This window comes from Bradyrhizobium sp. Pa8 (genome assembly GCF_052588265.1).
In genome coordinates this window covers 6,898,052-6,919,115 of the sequence record NZ_CP176767.1, presented here as the reverse complement: position 1 = coordinate 6,919,115, position 21,064 = coordinate 6,898,052, and the positions used below count along the sequence as shown (strand labels likewise).

Annotated in this window: 18 protein-coding genes; 11 read left to right on the top strand and 7 right to left on the bottom strand. The window is 64.6% G+C overall.

What is annotated here, in order from left to right:
* The first annotated feature begins 2 nt into the window (after positions 1-2).
* Both ACKWRH_RS32850 and ACKWRH_RS32845 read left to right on the top strand, forming a co-directional pair.
* Positions 3-1,703 carry an aspartate:alanine exchanger family transporter gene (locus tag ACKWRH_RS32850; RefSeq protein WP_445216890.1) on the top strand — a complete coding sequence of 567 codons (1,701 nt, stop codon included), beginning with the start codon at positions 3-5 and terminating at the stop codon, positions 1,701-1,703.
* A 33-nt stretch (positions 1,704-1,736) separates the two neighbouring features.
* Positions 1,737-2,171, top strand: a complete 435-nt coding sequence (locus ACKWRH_RS32845; protein ID WP_445216889.1) for a hypothetical protein — start codon at positions 1,737-1,739, stop codon at positions 2,169-2,171.
* Between the two features lie 55 nt (positions 2,172-2,226).
* Here ACKWRH_RS32845 and ppk2 read toward each other — a convergent pair whose 3' ends face one another.
* Together ppk2 and ACKWRH_RS32835 are read right to left on the bottom strand one after the other, a co-directional pair.
* The gene (gene ppk2 / locus ACKWRH_RS32840; protein ID WP_445216888.1) at positions 2,227-3,027 is read right to left on the bottom strand and encodes a polyphosphate kinase 2; all 801 of its coding nucleotides are present in this window, start codon (positions 3,025-3,027) and stop codon (positions 2,227-2,229) included.
* A gap of 2 nt (positions 3,028-3,029) precedes the next feature.
* Positions 3,030-3,482, bottom strand: coding sequence for a hypothetical protein (locus ACKWRH_RS32835; protein ID WP_445216887.1), 453 nt, complete (start codon positions 3,480-3,482; stop codon positions 3,030-3,032).
* Positions 3,483-3,653: 171 nt separating this feature from the next.
* On the opposite strand from ACKWRH_RS32835, the gene ACKWRH_RS32830 reads away from it, so the two are divergent.
* The 6 genes from ACKWRH_RS32830 to ACKWRH_RS32805 all read left to right on the top strand — a co-directional run bounded on the left by ACKWRH_RS32830 (position 3,654) and on the right by ACKWRH_RS32805 (position 10,556).
* Positions 3,654-4,088 (top strand): hypothetical protein, encoded by a 435-nt coding sequence (locus ACKWRH_RS32830; protein ID WP_445222510.1) that lies wholly within the window; start codon positions 3,654-3,656, stop codon positions 4,086-4,088.
* A complete protein-coding gene (locus ACKWRH_RS32825; RefSeq protein WP_445216886.1) occupies positions 4,081-5,313 on the top strand; it encodes an HlyD family secretion protein in 1,233 nt (410 codons plus the stop codon). The genes ACKWRH_RS32830 and ACKWRH_RS32825 overlap by 8 nt, the downstream gene beginning before the upstream one ends.
* A 143-nt stretch (positions 5,314-5,456) precedes the next feature.
* Positions 5,457-7,346: a sensor histidine kinase gene (locus ACKWRH_RS32820; RefSeq protein ID WP_445216885.1), complete on the top strand. Its 1,890-nt coding sequence runs from the start codon at positions 5,457-5,459 to the stop codon at positions 7,344-7,346.
* A gap of 141 nt (positions 7,347-7,487) precedes the next feature.
* Complete coding sequence (locus tag ACKWRH_RS32815; protein WP_445222509.1) at positions 7,488-9,197, top strand: DUF3300 domain-containing protein; 1,710 nt, start codon at positions 7,488-7,490, stop codon at positions 9,195-9,197.
* On the top strand, positions 9,194-10,108 hold the full coding sequence (locus ACKWRH_RS32810; RefSeq protein WP_445216884.1) for a DUF2950 domain-containing protein: 915 nt from the start codon (positions 9,194-9,196) through the stop codon (positions 10,106-10,108). The genes ACKWRH_RS32815 and ACKWRH_RS32810 overlap by 4 nt, the downstream gene beginning before the upstream one ends.
* Positions 10,092-10,556, top strand: a complete 465-nt coding sequence (locus ACKWRH_RS32805; RefSeq protein WP_445216883.1) for a hypothetical protein — start codon at positions 10,092-10,094, stop codon at positions 10,554-10,556. The genes ACKWRH_RS32810 and ACKWRH_RS32805 overlap by 17 nt, the downstream gene beginning before the upstream one ends.
* 16 nt (positions 10,557-10,572) lie before the next feature.
* Here ACKWRH_RS32805 and ACKWRH_RS32800 read toward each other — a convergent pair whose 3' ends face one another.
* Entirely contained in the window at positions 10,573-10,878 is a 306-nt protein-coding gene (locus ACKWRH_RS32800; RefSeq protein WP_445216882.1) for a RidA family protein, read from the bottom strand.
* Here ACKWRH_RS32800 and ACKWRH_RS32795 point away from each other — a divergent pair.
* Positions 10,867-11,046 carry a hypothetical protein gene (locus ACKWRH_RS32795; RefSeq protein WP_445216881.1) on the top strand — a complete coding sequence of 60 codons (180 nt, stop codon included), beginning with the start codon at positions 10,867-10,869 and terminating at the stop codon, positions 11,044-11,046. The two genes, ACKWRH_RS32800 and ACKWRH_RS32795, sit on opposite strands and share 12 nt — an antisense overlap.
* Positions 11,047-11,228: 182 nt before the next feature.
* Positions 11,229-13,550 carry a molybdopterin guanine dinucleotide-containing S/N-oxide reductase gene (locus ACKWRH_RS32790; RefSeq protein ID WP_445216880.1) on the top strand — a complete coding sequence of 774 codons (2,322 nt, stop codon included), beginning with the start codon at positions 11,229-11,231 and terminating at the stop codon, positions 13,548-13,550.
* A gap of 405 nt (positions 13,551-13,955) precedes the next feature.
* Here ACKWRH_RS32790 and ACKWRH_RS32785 read toward each other — a convergent pair whose 3' ends face one another.
* Complete coding sequence (locus tag ACKWRH_RS32785) at positions 13,956-14,933, bottom strand: helix-turn-helix domain-containing protein (RefSeq protein ID WP_445216879.1); 978 nt, start codon at positions 14,931-14,933, stop codon at positions 13,956-13,958.
* A gap of 348 nt (positions 14,934-15,281) precedes the next feature.
* Here ACKWRH_RS32785 and ACKWRH_RS32780 point away from each other — a divergent pair, with 348 nt between their 5' ends.
* Complete coding sequence (locus tag ACKWRH_RS32780; RefSeq protein ID WP_445216878.1) at positions 15,282-18,158, top strand: ATP-binding protein; 2,877 nt, start codon at positions 15,282-15,284, stop codon at positions 18,156-18,158.
* Between the two features lie 6 nt (positions 18,159-18,164).
* Here the strand turns inward: ACKWRH_RS32780 and ACKWRH_RS32775 are convergent, their stop codons facing one another.
* From ACKWRH_RS32775 to ACKWRH_RS32765, 3 genes are all read right to left on the bottom strand, one after another.
* On the bottom strand, positions 18,165-18,884 hold the full coding sequence (locus tag ACKWRH_RS32775) for a hypothetical protein (RefSeq protein ID WP_445216877.1): 720 nt from the start codon (positions 18,882-18,884) through the stop codon (positions 18,165-18,167).
* A 105-nt stretch (positions 18,885-18,989) separates the two neighbouring features.
* Positions 18,990-20,033 (bottom strand): alpha/beta fold hydrolase, encoded by a 1,044-nt coding sequence (locus ACKWRH_RS32770; protein WP_445216876.1) that lies wholly within the window; start codon positions 20,031-20,033, stop codon positions 18,990-18,992.
* 39 nt (positions 20,034-20,072) lie between these two features.
* On the bottom strand, positions 20,073-21,029 hold the full coding sequence (locus ACKWRH_RS32765) for an alpha/beta fold hydrolase (protein WP_445216875.1): 957 nt from the start codon (positions 21,027-21,029) through the stop codon (positions 20,073-20,075).
* Positions 21,030-21,064: the final 35 nt, after the last annotated feature.

Genomic DNA, 21,064 nt, shown 5'->3' with positions numbered 1-21,064 from the left:
ACATGCAAGGCTTCTTCACCTTCCTGCAGCAGAATCCGTTTCTGCTGTTGTTCTTCGTCGTTGGTCTTGCCGTCTATATCGGGCGGGCCAGCATCAAGGGCTATGGCCTCGGCATGGTTGCCGGTGCCATCGTGGTGGGCGCCGGCTTGTCGGTCTGGGCGTCCACTTATGGCGTGAAGCTCGAGCTGAATAATTTCGTCAAGAGCCTGTTCTACTATCTCTTCATGTACGGCGTGGGCTTGCGCGTCGGTCCGTCCTTTATCAACAGCCTGAGGGGCGACGGGCTGAAATTCTGTGTCCTGGCCGTGGTGTCGAGTGTTCTTGGCCTCGCGCTCGTCGTCATCTGTACGAAGTTGTTCGCGCTGCCGATCGGCGCCGCCGGTGGTATGCTGGCGGGGTCTCAGACCATGTCGGCTGCGATCGGTTCGGCCGAGCAGGCCATCACCTCCGGTGTCGTCAAGCTGCCCGAGGGCATGAAGCCCGAGGACGCCTCCGGGATGATCGCGTTGTCCTACGGCATCACTTACATCTGGGGCACCGTCGGCATCATCCTGATCTGCAAATATCTGCCGCGCTGGTGGGGTGTCGACGCCAAGGCCGCCGCGAAGCAGTATGAGCGGGAATTTGGTGTCAAGGATCTCGAGGGCGGCGGCCTGACCGGTTATCGCCAGTTCAGCCTGCGCGCGTACCGGCTGGAAAATCCCGCGACGGTCGGCATGAGCATCGCAAAATTCCGTACCGTGAATCCGGAATACCGCATCGTCAATGTTGGGCGGAACGGTGAGCCGCAAGGCGCCGATGCTGACCTCATCTTGCAAAAAGGCGACATCGTCGCACTGGGCGGTGCGACCGAGCATCTCACGGAGAAAATGGGCCTGATCGGTCCGGAGGTTGCGGACGCCAAGACGCTCGGCATCCCCATGGACCAGGCGGACATCCTCGTCACCAACAAGGACATGGTGGGACGCACCTTCGAGTCCTTCCGCGACACCGCAATCGCCGGCCAGTTGCAGGTGACCAAGGTTGAGCGTGGAGGCGTCCAGATTCCGGCGGGTCTCAAGACCAAGCTGGAGCGGATGGACATCGTCTCCGTGGTCGGTCTGAAGTCCGCGGTCAACGAGCTCGGCGAGATGTGGGGGCGCATCGCGCGTACCAACACCTCGACCGACCTGCTGACGCTGGCGGTCGGCATGATCATCGGCTTCCTGATCGGCATGATCGAATTCCCGGCCTTCGGTGCCAAGATCGGCCTCGGTAACGCCGGCGGTCTATTGCTGTCGGGCGTCATCGTGTCCTCGATCGCGTCGCGCCTGCGTTTCTTCGGCAACACGCCGAACGCGGCGCGCAATGTGCTGGAGGATCTCGGTCTCGTGGTCTTCGTCGCGATCGTCGGCGTCAATGCCGGCGCCGGGCTGCTGGCGCAGCTCACCGGTGCGGTTGCCTTGAAAATTTTCGTCGCCGGTTTCATCGCTTGCACGATCCCACCGTTCATCGTCTGGGCGATCGGCTTCCACCTCTTCAAGATCAATCCGGCGGTGCTGATGGGCGGCGTTGCCGGTGCGCGGTCGCATTCGGGCCCGGCCCGCGAGGCCGCAGTCGAAATTCAGAGCTCCGTGCCCTGGATCGGGTTCCCGGTCGGCTACGCCGTGTCGGGCATCCTGCTCACCGTGTTCGGCTACTTCGCGATGATCCTGGCTCAATAGTTCGACGTCAAAACCAAAAGGGGAATGAAAGTCATGAATAAATCTGCCATCCGCGCCGCTCTGATCGCCTTGCTCGCAGGTGTTGCCGGTTTCAGCACGCCGTCGCGTGCCGAGACCGGCCAGGTCGCCGTCGTCTTCACCAAGGGCGGCTTCATCGTCGGCGTCGGCGGCGGCGAGGGCGTTTTGGTGTTGCGGGGCAAGAAATATCCCTTCACCGTGTCAGGCATGAGCGTCGGTTTCACGATCGGAGCTTCGACGACCAAGTTCGTCGGCCGCGCCCTCAATCTCAGGGGGCCGCAGTCGATTGAAGGCTCTTACGCGGTGGGCGGGGCCGGCGGCGCCGTCGCCGCGGGGGCCGGAGCCGTGCAGTTGCAGAACGGCAATGGCGTGATCCTTCAGCTCAGCGGCCCGAAGATTGGCGCGGAGGTGTCGGCCGCGGTCGGCGGCGTCACGATCCGGCTGAAATAGGCCCGGCAGGGCGCTCAAGCCAAACGGGCTGCGTCACCGCAGCCCGTTTCGCGTCTCAGTAGCGTTCCTCGACGAACTTCAGGCCGCGCAGGCTCGCCTGGTCGTTGTAACGTCCCTTGTGGGACCGCGGCGGCAGCTTGACCGTCTCCCGCTTGACCTCCTTGTAAGGGATCGTTCTCAGGATGTGCGAGATGACGTTGAGCCGCGCTCGCCGCTTGTCGTCGGAGCGGATCAATCGCCACGGTGCATGCTTCGTGTCGGTCGCCTCGAACATCATGTCACGCGCGCGCGAGTAATCGTACCAGCGCCCGAACGACTCGGTGTCCATCGGGCTCAGCTTCCACTGCCGCAGTGGATCCTCGATACGTGCCTTGAAGCGGAGCTCCTGCTCCTCCATCCCGACCTCGAGCCAGAGCTTGATCAGGACGATGCCGGCGTCCACGGCGAATTTCTCGACCAGCGGACACAATTCCAGGAAGCGCTTGTGTTCGGTCGGCGAGCAGAAGCCCATGACGTATTCAACGCCGGCGCGGTTGTACCAGCTGCGGTCAAAAATCACGATCTCACCGCCGGCCGGGAATTGCTCGATATAGCGCTGCAGGAACAGCTGGGATTTCTGCCGGTCGGAGGGCGCGGGCAGGGCGCAGACACGGAACACGCGCGGGCTCACCTTTTCGGTCAGCGCCTTGATCGTCCCGCCCTTGCCGGCCGCGTCGCGCCCCTCGAAGATGATGATCACCTTCAGTTTCTGGGCTCTGACCCATTCCTGAAGGTGACACAACTCGACCTGGAGTTTTTCGAGCTCCTTCTCATAGTCCTTCCGCTTCATCCGCTCCGTGGACTCGTCCTTGGCCATGCTCAATCACCCCAGGAAATGGTCACGCCGATATCGCCGGGCACACCGCCTGGAAAATCGATGATCTGATAGGCGATGCGATAGCCGCGCGGTTTCAGGTAATCGATCCAGAGCTGGAAGATTTCCTTCGGAATCCCGGTCAGGGTGTTCTCCCAGCCCGTTTCCATCTGATTGATGGCGCGGCCCTTGTCGGTGCACAGCGTGTTGGGGAAGCGATAGACCTGAACCTCGGTCAAGCCGTTCCGCACCGCACGCTGGATGACCGTCGAGGCGAGCTTGATCTTTTCGTCCTCGGTCTTGCCAGAAGGCTTGCTGAGGCGTTCAATGAGGGCGTGTTTCTCGGCTTCGGCGGCGGCGGCAAGGCGCGCATATTCGTCGGCCTTCGCTGCCTCCTTGAGGGCTGCTTCCTTGCGGATCTGCGTGGCGCTGGGGATGAGATCATCGATGCCGGGCATGGCTGGCGGCTCCTGTTGTTGCGCGTCTTTCAGGCGAGGCTAGGTGGGGCCGTTCCAGGCCCGTTGATCCAAATCAAGCAATTGCGCCACCCGATACCGACACTGCATTCGACGCATTCAAGTGGAAACGCGCCTGATGAGGAGAGACCGTTGAGCGAGCAGCTTCATCCGATGGCGCCGCATCATCTCCCGTTCTATCTCGCACCGGGAAGCGGGGTGGATCCGCTGATGGTCGTGATGGGGATTTTCCTGATCGGCACCGTGCTCTGGGTCGGCACTCTTTATTGGAAGCTGCACAGCCTGCCTGAGCGAATGGCGCACAAGTCGCAGAAACTGCAATTCGAATTCGTAGCCGTGCTCGGCCTGATCTCGCTCTTTACCCACATGCATATCTTCTGGGTGGCGGGCCTGTTGCTTGCGCTGATTGATCTTCCCGATTTCGGCACGCCGCTTCGCAGCATTGCTGGCTCCGTTGAGAAGATTGCCGACGCAACGCCGGGCGAAGCAGGCGACGTGGTGCTCGATTCCCGATCGGACGCCGGGGCCAGTGCGTCGCCGACAGGGAAATCCGGTCCCGCGAAGGAGAAGGAGCACAGCCATGTTTGAGCTCATGTTCTGCTCGCTCCTCACGATCCTGCCCGACTACCTCTACCGCCGCTATGTCCAGGGCAAGCGCTTCGGCAAGGAGATTACCTTCTTCTCGGTTTGGTACGAGCTCAGATGGGGCATCACGGGCTGCCTGATGCTCACGGTCTCGCTGATCACCATGATCTTCTATTTCCACCCTTCCACCTCGTCCGCGGCGCTCTATTTCCGCACCGTGCCGATCCTGCCCGAAGGGTCGGGACGAGTGGCAGAGGTCAAGGTGGGCTTCAGCGCGCCGGTGAAGCAGGGCGACGTGCTGTTCACGCTGGATAGTTCCAGACAGCAGGCCGCGTTTGAGACGGCCGCGCGCAAGGTTGCCGAGGTCGAGGCGTCGATGACGGCGGCGCAATCCGACGTGGTCAAGGCCGAAGCCCAGATCCAGGAGGCCAAAGCTAATCATCAGCAGGCCAAGGACGAGCTCGACACCAAGTCCGACCTTCAGCGCCGCAATCCCGGCATCGTGCCGCAGCGCGACATCGAAAAGCTCCAAGTGCTGGTCGATCAGCGCCAGGCTGGCGTAGACGCGGCGACCGCCGCGAAGCAGTCGGCGAGCTTGCAGGTCTCGACACTCATTCCGGCGCAGAAGGCGAGCGCCGAAGCAGCGCTGGCACAAGCCCAGGTGGATCTCGACAAGACCGTCGTTCGCGCGGGCGTCGACGGACGTGTCGAGCAATTCCTGGTTCGCACCGGTGACGTCGTCAACCAGTTAATGCGGCCGGCCGGCATTCTGATCCCGGAAGGGGCCGGCCGGAAGGCGCTACAGGCAGGCTTCGGCCAGATCGAAGCGCAGGTGATGAAGGAAGGGATGGTGGCGGAGGCAACTTGCATGTCGAGGCCCTGGGTGATCATTCCGATGGTCATCACAACGGTGCAGGACTACATCGCCGCCGGACAGTTTCGCTCCGGTGAGCAACTGATCGATCCGCAGAATATCGCGCGGCCGGGCACTATTCTGGTGTTCCTGGAGCCGCTCTACAAGGGCGGCCTCGACGGCGTGACGGCGGGCAGCAGTTGCATCGTCAATGCCTATACCAGCAATCACGAGGAGATCTCCGCAAAGGACACCAGTACCGGCCGCAAAATCGCACTGCATGTCATCGACGGGGTCGGTCTGGTGCACGCTTTGCTGCTGCGCATCCAGGCGCTGTTGCTGCCGATCAAGACGCTGGTGCTGAGCGGGCACTGACGTGCCAGGTCGGATCGTTTCGCGAATGGACCGCCCTGCATGCAGCTTGACTGCGTCCTCGGCACTGTCGAAGCGACCCAGTTCTCGCTAGAATTGTGCTCCGGAGGCGCCGGAGCGCGGCCGAGGCGGAGGGGAGCGGGCGCATGACCATGGCGTCGGTCAAGCAGTGGCGGGTTGCGACCACGCTGTTGGGTCTCGGCCTGTTGCTCGCTGCGTGCATGCTGTCCGGGCTCGCGCGAGCCGCTGAGCCCGGCTCGGCTGCGCGCAGCGAGCCAAAGCGCGTGCTGATCCTGCACTCCTTCGGCCGCGAGTTTCGCCCCTGGAGTGAATATGCGCGGAGCATCAAGGCCGAGCTCGAGCGGCAATCGCCCTGGCCGCTCGACGTCCAGGAGCACACGCTGCTCATCGCGCGCTTCAACAATCCGGGCCCCGAAGCGCCCTTCGTCGATTATCTCGCTTCGCTCTACCAGGGCACGCCGCCCGACATCGTGCTGAGCATCGGCGCACCTGCGGCGCGGTTCGTGCAGAAATACCGTGCGAAGCTCTTTCCGGAAACGCCGGCGGTGCTGACCGTGGTCGAACAACGGCTGGTGAACCGCCTGGACCTCACCGACAATGACGTGGTCGTGTCCGTCCGCAATGATTTTGTTGCGGCCTTCGAGAACATTCTTAAGCTCTTGCCCGATACCAAAACGGTTGCCGTTGTGGTCGGTGCCTCGCCCCTCGAGAAATTCTGGATTGACGAGGTGAAGCGGGAGTTGAAACCGTTGGAAGGCCGGCTCGACCTCGTCTGGTACTCCGACTTGCCGTTTGAGGAGATCCTGAAGCGCGCATCGGCGCTTCCGCCTCATACCGTGCTGTTCTGGGGACTGATGTCGGTCGACGCCGCCGGCATTGTCCACGAAGGCGATATCGCCCTGCACAGGCTGCATGCGGTCGCGAACGCGCCGATCTTCTCGTATCAGGAACCTTTCTTCGGCGGCGCGAGCGTCGGCGGGCCCATGCATTCCATCGCCGAAACCAGTGCGAAGACCGTCAGTGCCGCGATCCCGATCCTCGGCGGCGAGAAGCCGGCCCGCATCAAATACGAGCCGATCGGATTCGGGTCGCCGAAATATGATTGGCGGGAATTGCAGCGCTGGGGGATCGGCGAGAGCAGTCTGCCGCCGGGCAGCGAAATCCTGTTTCGTGAGTCGACCGTCTGGGATCGCTATCGCTGGCAGATGCTGCTGATCGCGGCGGTGATTTTGATACAGGCCGGTTTCATCAGCGGGCTTCTGCACGAGCGCCATCGCCGTCAATTGGCCGAGATCGAGTCGCGACAACGCCTGGCGGAGCTCGCCCACGCCAATCGCTATTCGGCCGTCGGCGAGTTGACGACGTCGATTGCCCACGAGCTGAACCAGCCGCTCGGCTCCATTCTGACCAATGCCGAGACGGCGGAGCTCATGCTCAAAGCCACTTCACCCGACATCAACGAGATCCGCCAGATTCTGGCCGACATCAGGCGCGACGATCAGCGGGCGTCCGAGGTCATCCGCAGGCTTCGCAGCGTCCTGAAGAAGCGGCCGTTTGAAATCGAGGACACCGAACTGAACGACACGGTACGGGAAGCCATTGGCCTGGTGACAGCGGTCGCCGACGGGCGCCGGATCACGCTGGCGTATGCGCCAGCCGCTGTGGAGCTGAACGTCAAGGGCGATCCCGTCCAGCTGCAGCAGGTCGTTCTCAACCTGATCATCAATGCGTTGGATGCGGTCTCCGACGCGGACATGAAGAAGCGCGAGGTCAGCGTATCGACCGGGCGCGCCGGAAGCCACGCCGAGATCCGGATCGCCGATACCGGTTCGGGCATTGCGGTCGGCGACCTCGCGAACGTCTTCAATCCATTCTTCACGACCAAGCCTCAGGGCATGGGTATGGGGCTTGCAATCGTCAAGACCATCGTCGAGGCCCATCACGGCACCATAGCCGCCGAGAACCAGCCGTCTGGCGGTGCGCTGTTCACGATCAGGCTCCCGATCACCCATTAGCGCGGACGTCTTGCGATCCGGCAGCGCGGCATTGCTCTCGCGCCGCAACAAGGCGGTCAAGCAGGCCTTCGTTGATCTTGATCAATAAATGCCAGTACCGCGGCCCGATCTTGGTGGCCGGAAAGTTCGATGGAGGAAGGTATGTTTCGCTGCGGCAAGATCCTGATGGCACTTGCGCTGGTGCTGACGATGCCGATCACCGCGACCGCGCAGACAGCTGACAAGCCGGCGGCGCCAAGCACGCAGGCACAGCCCGCAAGTCCGCCTCCGCCGAGCGCCGAACTCCTGAAACCCGAGCAGCTCGAGGCGCTGGTGGCGCCAATCGCGCTCTATCCCGACGAGCTGCTGGCCAATGTGCTGGCGGCATCGACCTATCCGCTGGAAGTCGTGCAGGCCGATCGCTGGCTGAAAGAGCGCAAGACGCTGAAGGGCGATGCGCTGAAGGCGGAGGTCGACAAGCAGGCCTGGGACGACAGCGTCAAGGCGCTCGCCAGCACCGCCGATGTGTTGTCGATGATGAGCGACAAGCTCGAATGGACCCAGGAGCTGGGCGATGCCTTTCTCGCGCAGCAGCCCGACGTGATGGATGCGATCCAGCGCCTGCGGAACAAGGCCTATGACAACAAGAAGCTGGTCACGACCAAACAGCAGAAGGTCAGCGTTCAGAGCCAGGAAGGCAAGCAGGTGGTCGTCATCCAGCAGGCCAATCCCGCCGAGATGTATGTGCCCTACTACGATCCGGCCACGGTCTACGGCACCTGGCCTTACGCGGAGTACCCGCCGTATTACTGGGGCTATCCGTCCTATATCGGCGCCGGCGTGGTCGCGGCCGGCATTGCCTTCGGCACGGCCTGGGCGATCGGGCGCTGGGGCAATTACTGGGGCGGCGGCTGCAACTGGGGCAACCGCAACGTCTACGTCAATCATCGTACCACCAACATCGCCAACGGCTGGCAGCACAATCCGGCGCATCGCGGCGGCGTGCGCTACAACAACACCAACGTCCAGCAGCGTTTTGGCAACACCAATGTGAGGGCGGGCGCGTCGGATCGGATGGATTTCCGCGGCCGTGACGGCAACCAGGTGCTGCGTCCGAGCCAAGGTGCGGGAGATCGGGCGGGAGATCGCGCCGGCGACCGTGCCGGTGATCGTGGCGGTCCGGGTGACCGTGCAGGAGATCGTGCTGGTGATCGCGGTGATCGTGCCGGCAATCGCGGCGACCGGCCCGGCGGCGGCGATCGCGCTGGCGCGGGAGATCGTGCCAAGGGTGGCGGAGATCGCGCCAAGAATGCAGGCAAGGGCGGCGGCGATCGTGCAAAGGCTGCGAACCGTGCCGGCGGCGGTGCTGCCGCCAATCGTGGCGGTGGCGGCAATCGCGGCGGTGCGATGAACGTCTCTTCGGGCCGGGCGGCGGCCGCAGCATCGGCGCGCGGACGCTCCAGCATGGCGAGCATGCCGCGCGGTGGTGGCGGCGGAGGCTTTGCCGGGCGTGGCGGCGGTGGCGGAATGGCCATGCATGGTGGTGGTGGCGGCTTCCGTGGTGGAGGCGGAGGAGGAGGCCGCGGCGGTGGCGGCGGTGGCCGGCGCTCCGACATCGCGCTGAAGCACGACATCACGCTGCTCGGCCATCTCTCTAACGGCCTCGGCTATTATCACTTCAGGTACATTGGCAGCGACAAGGCCTATGTCGGCGTCATGGCGCAGGAGGTCGAGGGCGTGATGCCGGGCGCAGTGACTCGCGGCAGTGACGGTTATCTCCGGGTCTACTACGAAAAGCTCGGTCTGAAATTCCGCACCTACAGCGACTGGCTCGCCGGCGGCGCAAGGATTCCTGCGGAGGTGTCGCCATGATGGGTCGGAAATTGCTTCATCGTACCGTCTTGCCGGGCATCTTGGCGCTCGTACTGATGGGCACGGCAAGCCAGGCACAGCAGTCCTACCCGACACCGGAGGAGGCGGCATCCGCGCTCGCCGCTGCTGCCAAGAACGGTCCGCGCGATATCCTGAAGGTGCTCGGCAGGGCAGCGGACGACATCGTTTCGTCCGGCGACGAGGTTGCCGATGCCGACATTCGCGCGCGTTTCGTCTCGATGTATGACGCCAAGCACGCGATCAAGGCAGAGGGCAACAAGAAGGCGACGCTGCTGCTTGGCCCCGATGACTTCCCGTTCCCGATCCCGCTGGTCAATAACAAAGCGGGTTGGGAATTCGACACCGACGAGGGACGGATCGAGGTGCTTCGCCGCCGCATCGGCCGCAACGAGCTCGATGCGATCCAGACCGCGCTCGCCTATGTCGACGCCCAGAACGAATATGCAGACAAGGATCGCGGCCAGGGCGTCGGCGTCTACGCGCAACGCTTCCTCTCCACGCCCGGGAAGAAGGACGGCTTGTTCTGGCGCGATGACAGCGATCCAAGTCCGCTCGGCGCGCTGGTCGCGGAGGCGTCGGCCGAAGGTTACAAGCCGGGCGAGGGGCCGGCGCCCTACCACGGCTATTACTTCCGCATCCTGAAGGGCCAGGGGTCTGACGCGCCCGGCGGCGCGCTCAACTACGTGGTCAAGGACAAGATGATCGGCGGCTTCGCGTTGATCGCCTGGCCGGCCGAATACGGCAATTCCGGCGTGATGACCTTCTTGGTCAATCATGCTGGCACCGTCTACGAGAAGGATCTCGGCACGCGGACCGATTTCGTGGCGCCGCGCATGACGCTGTTCGATCCCGACCAGACCTGGAAGAAGGCCGATGCCGGAAAACCGTAGGCCGAAACGCATGCGGCGCGCGATCGCAATCGGCCTTGCGGCGCTCGCGCTCCTCCTGCTCGCGATGCCGGCCACGCCGTCGTTCGCGCAAGCCAGCGGCCATGTCCAGGTGAAGTTCGTCAAGGCTGGCCTGCTGGTCGGAGGCGGCACCGGCAGTGGTGTGCTGAACTACCGCGGTCGGAACTATTCCTTCAAGGTCTCCGGCTTGAGCGTCGGCATCACGGCCGGCGCGAGCGTCGGCAGATTTGATGGCCGGGCATCAGGCATCCGCGATGTCGGCGACTTCGTCGGCACCTACAGCTCCGTCGGCGGCGGCTTCGCCCTCGTCGGCGGCGTCAACGGCGTCCACCTGCGCAACGAAAAGGGCGTGACGATCGTGCTGCAAGGCCCGAAGGCCGGAGTTGAACTCGCCTCCAACATCAGCGCGATCACGATCGCATGGAAGTGAGCGCGTCGAGCCTGGGTTACCGGGCCGCGATGGCAGTCATCTCGAGTTTGACGCTTGGACCGAGATCGGCCACGCCGATCGCAGCGCGCGCCGGCAGGTGAGCTTCCGCAAAGTGCGCCTTCCAGGCCGCGTTGAACTCCGCCTTCTCCTTGAGGTTGGTCATGAAGATGGTCACCTGCAAGACGTTGGTGATATCGGAGCCGAGCGTCTTCAGCAGCCGGGCCAGCTGCCCGAGGACGTCGTTGGCCTGGCCCGACATGTCGAGGCTGGTGTCCTCGGGGACGATCCCGCCGATGTAGAGCACGCCATTATGCTCGACCACTTCGTGGAGGAGTCCTTCGTAGGGCAAGACGCGCTGGATCATGATGAGACCGATGCTGCTGTGGGGATGGGCGGCATATCGCACATTTCCATGTCGATGTCGTTTGAAGAGATTTCGCGACCGGGCGTCCCGAAGGTGATCGGACAAGATATTGACAATAAACAATAAATTGGCTCAAAAATCGCCGCTCGTCGTGCGGTCGGACGGTCACCAAGCTGTACTTGCGCGCGGGAGCCCGGCGTTTCCGACGGCCCTGATCCCGACGACATCGGGATGCGGATCGGTATACTGCCACCGGAATTGACGCGGCAGCGGCTGGGCCCGTGCCGTACCGGAACAAGGATCAGACGATGGACGATACGATTGGCTTTCCCGACCCCGGCCTCGACCTGTCTGACGGCTTCAAGCCCCACACCTCGCATTGGGGCGTGTTTTCCGCGCGTCAAAGCGAAGCCGGACTCGAGGTCAGGGCCTATGCGGGCGACCCCGATCCGAACGGCATCATCGGCAATTTCCCCGGCGCGCTGCGGCATCAGGCGCGCATCGCCCAGCCGGCGATCCGCCGCGGCTGGCTCGAGCGCGGACCTGGCCCGGACGATCGCCGCGGCCGCGATGAGTTCGTCTCCGTCAGTTGGGAGAAGGCGCTCGATCTGCTCGGCGACGAGCTCGGCCGCATTCGCGACACGCGCGGCCCCGGCGTCGTGTTCGGCGGCTCCTACGGCTGGTCGAGCGCGGGCCGCTTCCATCATGCCCAGAGCCAGGTGCATCGCTTCCTCAACATCGCGATGGGCGGCTATGTGCGTTCGGTGAACACTTACTCTTCGGGCGCATCCTCGGTGCTGCTGCCGCAAATTCTCGCCGGCTACGAGGACATCACCAAGCGCAACGTCACCTGGGAGCAGATTGCCGAGAACACCGACATCGTGCTGGCGTTCGGCGGCATGGCGCTGAAGAACTCCATGGTGGCCGGCGGCTCGATCAGCAAGCATGTCGAGCGCGGCGCCATGGAAGCCGCGCGCCGGCGCGGCTGCGCGTTCATCCTGGTCAGCCCGCTGCGCGACGATCTTCCCGTCGAGGCCGGCGCCGAATGGATGACGTGCCTGCCCGGCACCGACACCGCCCTGATGCTCGGCATCGTCCACACACTTGTGAGCGAAGGTCTGCACGACCAGGCCTTCCTCGATCGCTACACCGAAGGCTGGCCCGTGTTCCTGCGCTATCTCACTGGCGAGAGCGACGGGCAGGCCAAGCATGCCGAATGGGCCGCCGCGATTTGCGGTGTCGATGCGGACGCGATCCGCGAACTCGCGCGCCGCGCCGCCGGAAAGCGTGCGCTGATCACCGTTTCGCATTCGCTCCAGCGCGCCGAGCATGGCGAGCAGCCGGTGTGGATGGGCATGGTGCTCGCAGCAGCGCTCGGCCAGATCGGCCTTCCCGGCGGCGGCTATGCTTATTCGCTCGGCGCGATCGGCTATTACGGCCGCCGCGTCAACGACGTGCCGGGACCAACGCTGGGGCAGGGCCGCAACGGCGTGCGTGATTTCATTCCGGTCGCGCGCATCGCCGACATGCTGCTCAATCCCGGCACGACCTATCGCTACAATGGCGAGACGCGTACCTATCCGGACATCCGTCTCGTCTACTGGGCCGGCGGCAATCCCTTCCATCACCATCAGGACATCAACCGCTTGCGCAAGGCTTTTGCGCAGCTCGATACGTTCGTCGTGCACGAGCTCGCCTGGACCGCGACGGCGCGGCACGCGGACATCGTGCTGCCCTCGACCATGACGCTGGAGCGCGAGGACATCGGCTATTCGACCAACGATCCCCTGATGGTCGCGATGCACCGGATCGCCGAGCCCTTCGGCCTTGCGCGGGACGATTACGACATCTTTGCCGATCTCGCCGAGCGCCTGGGTGCACGCGAACCTTTCACCGAAGGGCGCACGTCGCGGCAGTGGCTCGAACATCTGTACGAGCCGACTCGCGCCTCACTTCAAGCGCGTGGCCTCGAGGCGCCTTATTTCGACGAATTCTGGCGGCGCGGCAGCCTGGTGGTGCCGCAGCAGCCAGATGACGGTGGCCGACTGCGCAGTTTCCGCGACGACCCAGTCGCACATCCGCTGCCGACGCCGAGCGGCCGTATCGAGATTTTCTCAGCCAAGATCGCTGCGCACGGCGATGCCGATTGCCCCGGCCATCCGGTCTGGCTGGAGAAGACCGACATGCCAAAACCCGGTGCGCCGTGCTTCCTCGTCGCCAACCAGCCGGTGACGCGCCTGCACAGTCAGCTCGATTTCGGCGGACACTCGCTTGCCGCAAAACATCGCGGCCGCGAAGTCGCGCGCATGAACCCGCGCGATGCGGACGTTCGCGGCATCAGGGACGGCGACATCATCCGCCTGTTCAACGAGCGCGGCGCGTGTCTTGCCGCAGTCCACGTCACCGACGGCATCGCGCCCGGCGTGGTGCAGTTGCCGACCGGCGCCTGGTACGACCCGATGGACCCCGAGGACGAAGCGCCGCTCTGCGTTCACGGCAATCCCAACGTGCTCACCCGCGACATTGGCACCTCGTCCTTCGCGCAGGGATGCACCGGCCAGCTCACGACGGTCGAGGTGGAGAAGTTCACGGGCAATCTGCCGCCGATCCGGGCGTTCGATCCGGTATAGGCGGCGTCGCCGGGACTGCTGCGGCCGTATTGCGAAGGCGCCGGATTACACTGCGCTCCATCCGGTCTACGCGAAATGCGCTCGCAATGACGACATGGAGGGACTGTGGATCATATTGCGCTCTCGTGCCCGTGCCGTAGCGCGTCCACGACATCAGAGCAGAAAGAAAAGGGGCCGCCCTGTGTGGGCGCAGGGACGGCCCCGAGTGGCTCGCAGGCCCGGGAGGAAAAGGGCTCGAGCCGGCGCGAGTGGCAGGGCACTCACGCCAAAGAAATCGCAAACCGGCCGAAGTGCAGATGGCGCGATGCCAAGTGCCTTGATCTTAAGTCGCTTGATTCCAGTCGCTTGATTCCAAGTTCCTTGATTCCAGATCCCTCGATCCCAATTTGCCTGCCGGCGCACGAACTACGCCGCTGCGCCGACCATCCACTCCATGTCCGCGGCAGGGCGCCGCCGCGGAAGCGCCTCCGTAGCAGGCAGCACAGTCCTGCTGGCCAGACGCCAGCGTGCCGGTGACTCGCCGCTGATGCGCTTGAACACGGTCGAAAAATGCGCCTGGGTGCTGAAGCCGACGGCAAGCGCGATCTCCGCCAGCGGCCGCTCGGTCGTCGTGAGCAAGGTCTTCGCATGCTCGACGCGATGATTGAGCAGATATTCGCGTGGGCGGTAGCCGGTCGCGGCGCGGAACTGTGCCGCGAAATGCATCCTTGAGAGGCCTGCGACATTGGCGAGCTCGGACAGGCTGATGCAGCGATCAAAGTGATCGGCGATATGTTGCTCGACGCGCCGCAGCCGCCATTTCGGCAAGGCATTGACTTTTGCGCGTGGCAGCTCGAGCCGGGTCAGATGCATCGCAAGGGTCTCGCCGATGCAGCGCGCGAACTGCTGGTCCGCGGCATCGCCATGCTCAGTCAGTGCCTTGGCGAGTTCGGCGGCAAGCGGGTCGCGCAGCAGGACGAGGTCGTTGAGCCCCTCGGTCGCCGGCCGCGCCGCCGAAAAATGATCAGTGGAGATGTGGAAGTGCAGGAATGCGCAGGGCGACTGGAATTGCACGCCGACAAGCTTCGATGGTGCACTGACGTACAGCGTACCCGCGGGCATGGTGCCGTCGAAGATGATCTGACGGTCCCGCGTCAGCTTTACCCGAGCGGTCTTCAGGGCGATGGCGACGAAATAGCGGTCCGCCGGCGTCGTCGCTTCGTGCGACGAGATGGCCCGCGAGTCCTCCCATCGCGAAATCGTGATGTCCGCGTCCGGGCCGCGGTCGATCTTGCGCCATCCGCTTTCCTGCGCGATTGCTCGCATCCCGTGCGAAACCTCGCGATCACACCGGCTGGCGGGAAATTCGATCCAGGCATGCGCCGCTTGCAAGTCAGTGAACATCGCTCGTCCTCTCCTGGCCTCGTCGCCGCTTGCAGCGATCGGCCAACTCTCAGTGCTTTCCACGATCAGAGGATAGGCGTGAGCCAGGCAAGAAGCCCGTTAGTGATGATTAGGAGGTGTTAGATTTTGTGCGTGCGCATAAAGTGTGACAGCCCGCCGCAGGACGTTTGATTTTGTCCAGCTTTTCAATTATTTGCGCAGGTCGGTGCGGTGTGAGGAAGTTGCAGAACATCGCGCGGCGGTCGATGTGCCGGTATGAGGCCGGCGCGGTGCGTTGCTGGACCGCGCATCGACGGCGGGTATAGTCGCCGCGCATTTGAATGAAATGGCCGTCAAGATGAGTCAGAAGTGACCGAACCCCCGGCAGGACATAGCTCGCCCGGCAATGGCGCCGGGGCGAGCCTTGATTTCGACGCAGTCTCGTTCGGACCGTTTTCGCTGAGGTCGCGGTTGCTCGAGAGGGACGGAGCGCCGGTCAAGCTCGGCAGCCGCGCGATGGACATTCTGCGCCTGCTCCTCAGCCGTGCCGGCGAAGTGGTGCCGAAGAACGAGATTCTGAGCTACGCGTGGTCCGGCCTCGCGGTCGAGGAGATCAGCCTGCGCGTCCATGTCGCGGAGCTTCGCAAGGTGCTTGGCGACGGCAAGGACGGGGCTCGCTACATCACCAACGTCCCGAGCCGCGGCTATTGCTTCGTCGCGCCTGTGCAACGTGGCGAACGCAACGCCGCTCCGGCACTCGCGCCGCGTGCACCTGAAAGAACGGCGCCGCCTGCAGCCTTGCCGCACCGGCTGGACCGGATGATCGGTCGGGACGACGTGCTGCCCGAGTTGTCGGCGCGTCTGCTGAGCGACCGCTTCGTCACGCTGCGAGGACCGGGCGGCATCGGCAAGACCACGGTTGCGACCGCGCTCGCGCATGACATGTGGCAGGCATTCGAGGGCGACGTTCATTTCCTTGAATTCGGCCCACTGAAGGACGCCACGCTGGTCGCGAGCACGGTTGCCGCCGCTCTGGGCCTCGTCGTGCATCACGATGATCCCTCAGGCAGCATCGTCAATTTCCTGCGCGGACGGCGGCTGCTTCTCATCCTCGACAGCTGCGAGCACGTCATCGACGAGGTCGCTCGTCTGGCCGAAAACATCTATCGCGAGGCGCCTGGCATCGCCATTCTCGCCACCAGCCGCGAGTCGCTGTTGGTGGAAGGCGAGCAGATCTTCGAGCTCATTCCGCTGGCCGGCCCGCCGCAAGGCGCCCACCTCAGTGCCGGCGAAGTGCTAGATTATCCGGCCGCGCAGCTGTTCATCGATCGTGCCGCGGCCGCAGGCCATCGCGGCGATATCACGGACGAGGATGCCGAGGTCCTGGCCGAGATCTGCGGCAAGCTCGACGGCATCGCGCTCGCGATCGAGCTCGCCGCCGTGCGCGTCGGCGTCTACGGATTGCGGGAGATGGCCGCGTTGCTCGACTCCAGGCTCAAGCTCGATTGGCGCGGACGGCGAACGGCGCCGCCACGGCAGCAGACGCTCGGCGCGACGCTCGACTGGAGTTTTGGCCTGATCGGCGAGAGCGAACGCACAGTGTTTCAGCGACTCGCCATCTTCGCCGGCCCCTTCACGCTCAAGGGGGCGATCGCAGTCGCCGCGGATGAGGGCGCCGCGCCCGATCGCGTCGTCGAAGCGCTGGAGCAACTCGTCGCAAAATCGCTGGTGTCGGCGCAGCCGGATGGCGCGTCGCGGCGCTATCGCCTGCTGGATGCCACGCGCGTCTATGCCATGCAGAAGCTGGTCGACGAAGGCGAAGCGGCCGCGATCGCGCGCCGTCACACGGCATATGTTCAGCGCACGCTCGAAGCCGGCTTGGCGGAGCAGGGCGACCAGGCTTCGCGTCTGCAGGCGCGCGCGAGCCTGCTCGCAGATGCCCGTGCGGCGTTGGAATGGAGTTTTGCCGACCACGACGGTGCCGCCTTGCGCGTGCCGCTCGCCGGCAGCGCCGCAAGGCTGTTCGTCGAGCTCAATCTGCTGAACGAGGCGCGCATCTGGTCGGGCCGCGCGCTCGCGATGCTCGACGATGCCAACCAGGGCGGCAAATGGGAGCTCGAGCTGCAGTCGACGCTCGGCCACGCCTTCATGTTCACGGAGCGCAACAGTGAGCAGGCCGAGGCCGCACTCCGGCGCGGGCTGGAGATCGCGGAAGCGCTCGACGATCACGCCAATGCGTTCAGGCTGCTGTCGCGGCTGAACATGTTCTATCGCCGCACGGGCGACTACAGGCACCTCGTGCCGACCGCACTCCAGGCCGAGCGCATCGCCCGCCAGATCGGCGACACCGCGGGGATCGCAGGCAGCAAGGCGCTTCTCGGCGTGTCGTATCATCTCGCCGGCGACCAGGCCGAGGCGCAGGCCCACCTCGACGAAGGCGTGCGCGACGACGCCGCGCTGCGCGGGACGGAGCCCGGGCATTTCGCCTATTCACGCACGCCACAGATTCCGCTCGCACGGGTGCTGTGGCTGCGCGGCTTTCCCGACCGCGCACTCGATTGCGTCCGCCCGCTCGTCGGCGCCGCCGCGCCGCGCGACGTGGTGATGTATTGCATCGCGCTGTGCTGGTCATCCTCGGTGTTCGGCTGGGTCGGCGACTGCGCCGCCGTCGAGACGATGACGGGGCGCCTCGCGACCCATGCGAACGTGCACGGGCTCGCGCCGTACGAAGCCGTCGCGACCGGCTTTCGCGCGCAGACCATGATCGCCCGCGGCGAGCTGGCCGGCGGTGTCGATCTGCTGCGGAGCGCGCTGCCGCGCCTGCATGCGGATCGCTACGAGCTCTACGCATCCGCGTTCGCCGCAGACCTGTCGCAAGGACTGGCTGCGCTGGGACGGTTGACGGAAGGGCTGCAAGTCCTGCACGAGACGATCGCTCGTGTCGAGCACGGTGGTGGAGGTTTTGACATGCCCGAGCTCCTGCGCCGGCGCGGCGACCTCGAGGCGCGGACCGGTGATCTCGGTGCCGCCGAAGCGAGCTTTGCCGCATCGCTCGCGCTGGCCGAGCAGCAGGGCGCGCTGTCCTGGCGATTGCGGACGGAGATGTCGCTTGCGGCGCTTCGGCTTCGGCAGGGCATCAAGAATCCGCTCGACGATCTCGCCGCAACCTATGCGCGGTTCTCGGAAGGATTCGAGACGGCGGATTTGAAGGCCGCACGGCTCGTGCTGGACGAGGCATCGGCCTGACAAGGCTCAGTCGAACCGGAAATCCGCGAGATCGATCGACACCATCAGCTCATCACGCAGCGGCATCAGATCGTCGCCGCGCAGATAGATGCGCCGGCGGGTCGGGAGCTCGAAGCCGTCAACGGTGACGGGATCGGATACGTACTGAGCTGCCGGAAAATTGCCGGCGATCTCGACCCGGTAATCATGCCGGCGGATGAGCATGTCGGGGCCAAAATAGAAATCCTGTTCGGCGCTGTGGCTTGCGATCGCGGCCGGGAAGGTCGCCCGCAATCCGCGCCAGACCTCCGCGCCCTCGCGCCAGGGTGCGATCTCCCGGACCTCGAACCCGTCCGCCGCCAGCAGGAACGGCGCAGTCATGTAGGTCCAGAGTGCGTAGCCGTTGAAATAAGCGCGATGCAGCGGATCCCAATGCGTGCGCATATCGTGCCGCGCGAACGAGCCGCGCGGATTGTTGCGCTCCGCGACGATGCGGCCGTCCGCAGCCACGATGGCGATCCGCTCCGGGCTGAAGTCGGTGCGCTGGCCGGGCTTGCCGAACGGCTCCACGGAAGCCCGCTCGCGATGCAGCTCGATCCGCATCGTGCGCGGCGCCTGGTCCTGATCGACGCCCTTCAACATCCAGAGGTCGCCGCCCGTCACGATCGTGGCGGTGAGTCGCTCGTGGGCATTCCATCGATCGAGCCCGCCATGGGCCTCGATCGCATTTGCCAGCAGCGGAATCATCCGGCCGTTTCCTCTCGCATCGGTGGTGTCGCCCCAATAGAGATACCCCCGTGCGCAGACGATCGCCCGTTAAGCGTTGTTAAGTGCCGTTGGCAGGTCCGGCGACTAGGCTTCGGCCATGACGTCCAGCACCGCGTCGGCAAAGGCCTTCGGCGCCTCTTGCGGCAGATTGTGGCCGATACCGCCCTTGATGGTCCGGTGCGAATAGCGCCCGGAGAATTTCTTCGCGTAAGCGGACGGCTCCGGATGCGGCGCGCCGTTGGCGTCACCCTCCATGGTGATGGTGGGCACGGCGATCACGGGGGCTTGCGCCAATTTCGCCTCGTCGTCGGCGTATTTCGCTTCGCCTTCGGCGAGGCCCAGCCGCCAACGATAATTATGGATCACGATCGCCACATGGTCCGGATTGTCGAACGCCTTCGCGCTGCGGTCGAAGGTGGCGTCGTCGAAATGCCATTGGGGCGAAGCGAGCTGCCAGATCAGCTTCGAGAAATCGTGGCGGTACTTGTCGTAGCCCTCGCGGCCGCGCTCGGTCGCGAAATAGAACTGGTACCACCATTGCAACTCGGCCTTCGGCGGCAGCGGCATCTTGCCGGCCTGCTGGCTGCCGATCAGATAGCCGCTCACGGACACCATCGCCTTGACCCGCTCCGGCCAGAGCGCAGCGATGATGTTGGCGGTGCGCGCACCCCAGTCGAAGCCGGCAATCGTCGCCTTGTCGATTCCGAACGCGTCCATCAGGGCGACGATGTCGGCCGCGATCGCCGCCGGCTGCCCGTTCCGCATCGTCGAGTCGGAGAGGAAATGCGTGCTGCCGTAGCCGCGCAGGTAAGGCACGATCACGCGACGGCCGGCCGCGGCGAGCAACGGTGCGACATCGACGAAGGCGTAGATGTCATAGGGCCAGCCGTGCAGGAGGATCACGGGCGGGCCATCCGCGGGACCCGCCTCGGCATAACCGACGTTGAGGAGGCCGGCGTCGATCTGTTTCAGGGACGCGAACGAGGTGTTGGCGCGAGGCTTGACGACGGTGGCGGACTTCGCCGGCTGCGCCGTAGCCGTCGTGCTCAGCGCAAGTTGGGTCGCGGCGAGTGTCATCGCAGCCCTGCCGACGAAACGACGTCGCTCGTGGTTGATGTTGTCGGGCATGTGTGCCTCCTGTGGTCGGTGCATAGTGCAAATCGCTGTTCAGCCCTTGCGCCCATCCAGACGCGCAAGGAAGTCGCGGACCAGCGTAGCGATCTCGTCGGTTGCCTCGTCGAGCGCGAAGTGGCCGGCTTCGACGATGTGGACCTCCGCATCCGGCACATCGTCGCGATAGGCCGAAGCGCCGGCGACGGCGAAGGACGGATCGTACTTGCCCCACACCACCAGCGTCGGCGGCCGCGTCTTGCGCAGCCACTCCTGCCATTTCGGATAGGAGGCGACGTTGGTCCGATAATCCAGGAACAGCGTGGTCTGGATCTCGGCCTGCCCCGGACGCGTCAGGAATGCGTATTCGTCGGTCCATGTGTCAGGGTCGTAGCGCTCGGGGTGCGGGCTGGACCCGAGGTGCCGTTGGCGCGTCGCGGCCAAGGATGTGAAGTTGGCCTTGAGCGCCTCGAGCTCATGCGCCGGATCAGCCCAATATTTGCGACGCGCTTCCCAGAGCGGGCTCAGTCCCTGTTCATGCGAAACGGCATTCTGGATCATGATGGCGCGGACGCGCTCGGGATGCGCCAGCGCCATGCGGAAGCCGATCGGGCCGCCATAGTCCTGCATGAACAGCACGTAGTTGGTCAGGCCGAGCTTGTTCGTCAGCTCGCCCATCACGCCGGCGATGTTGTCAAAAGTATAGGTGAAATCGGACGGCGGCGGCGCGCTGCTGTTGCCGAAGCCGGGATAATCAGGCGCGATCAGGTGATATTTGTCGGCGAGCAGCGGCAGCAGAGGCTCCCACATCCGCGACGAGGAGGGGAAACCATGGAGCAGCAGCACGGTCGGCGCGTCAGCGGGCCCGGCCTCGCGGTAGAAGATGTTGAGACCCCCGATATCGATCGTGTGATAGCTGATCGAGCGTCGGCTCGACCGCAGATCCTGTGCCGAGGCCTGCACGGTGGTGCAGGCGAGGGCGGCTGCGAGGGCGAGGGTGGCTGGAATATTCATGTCATCGCTCCGATGTGGGCGTGTCGCGTCGAGAC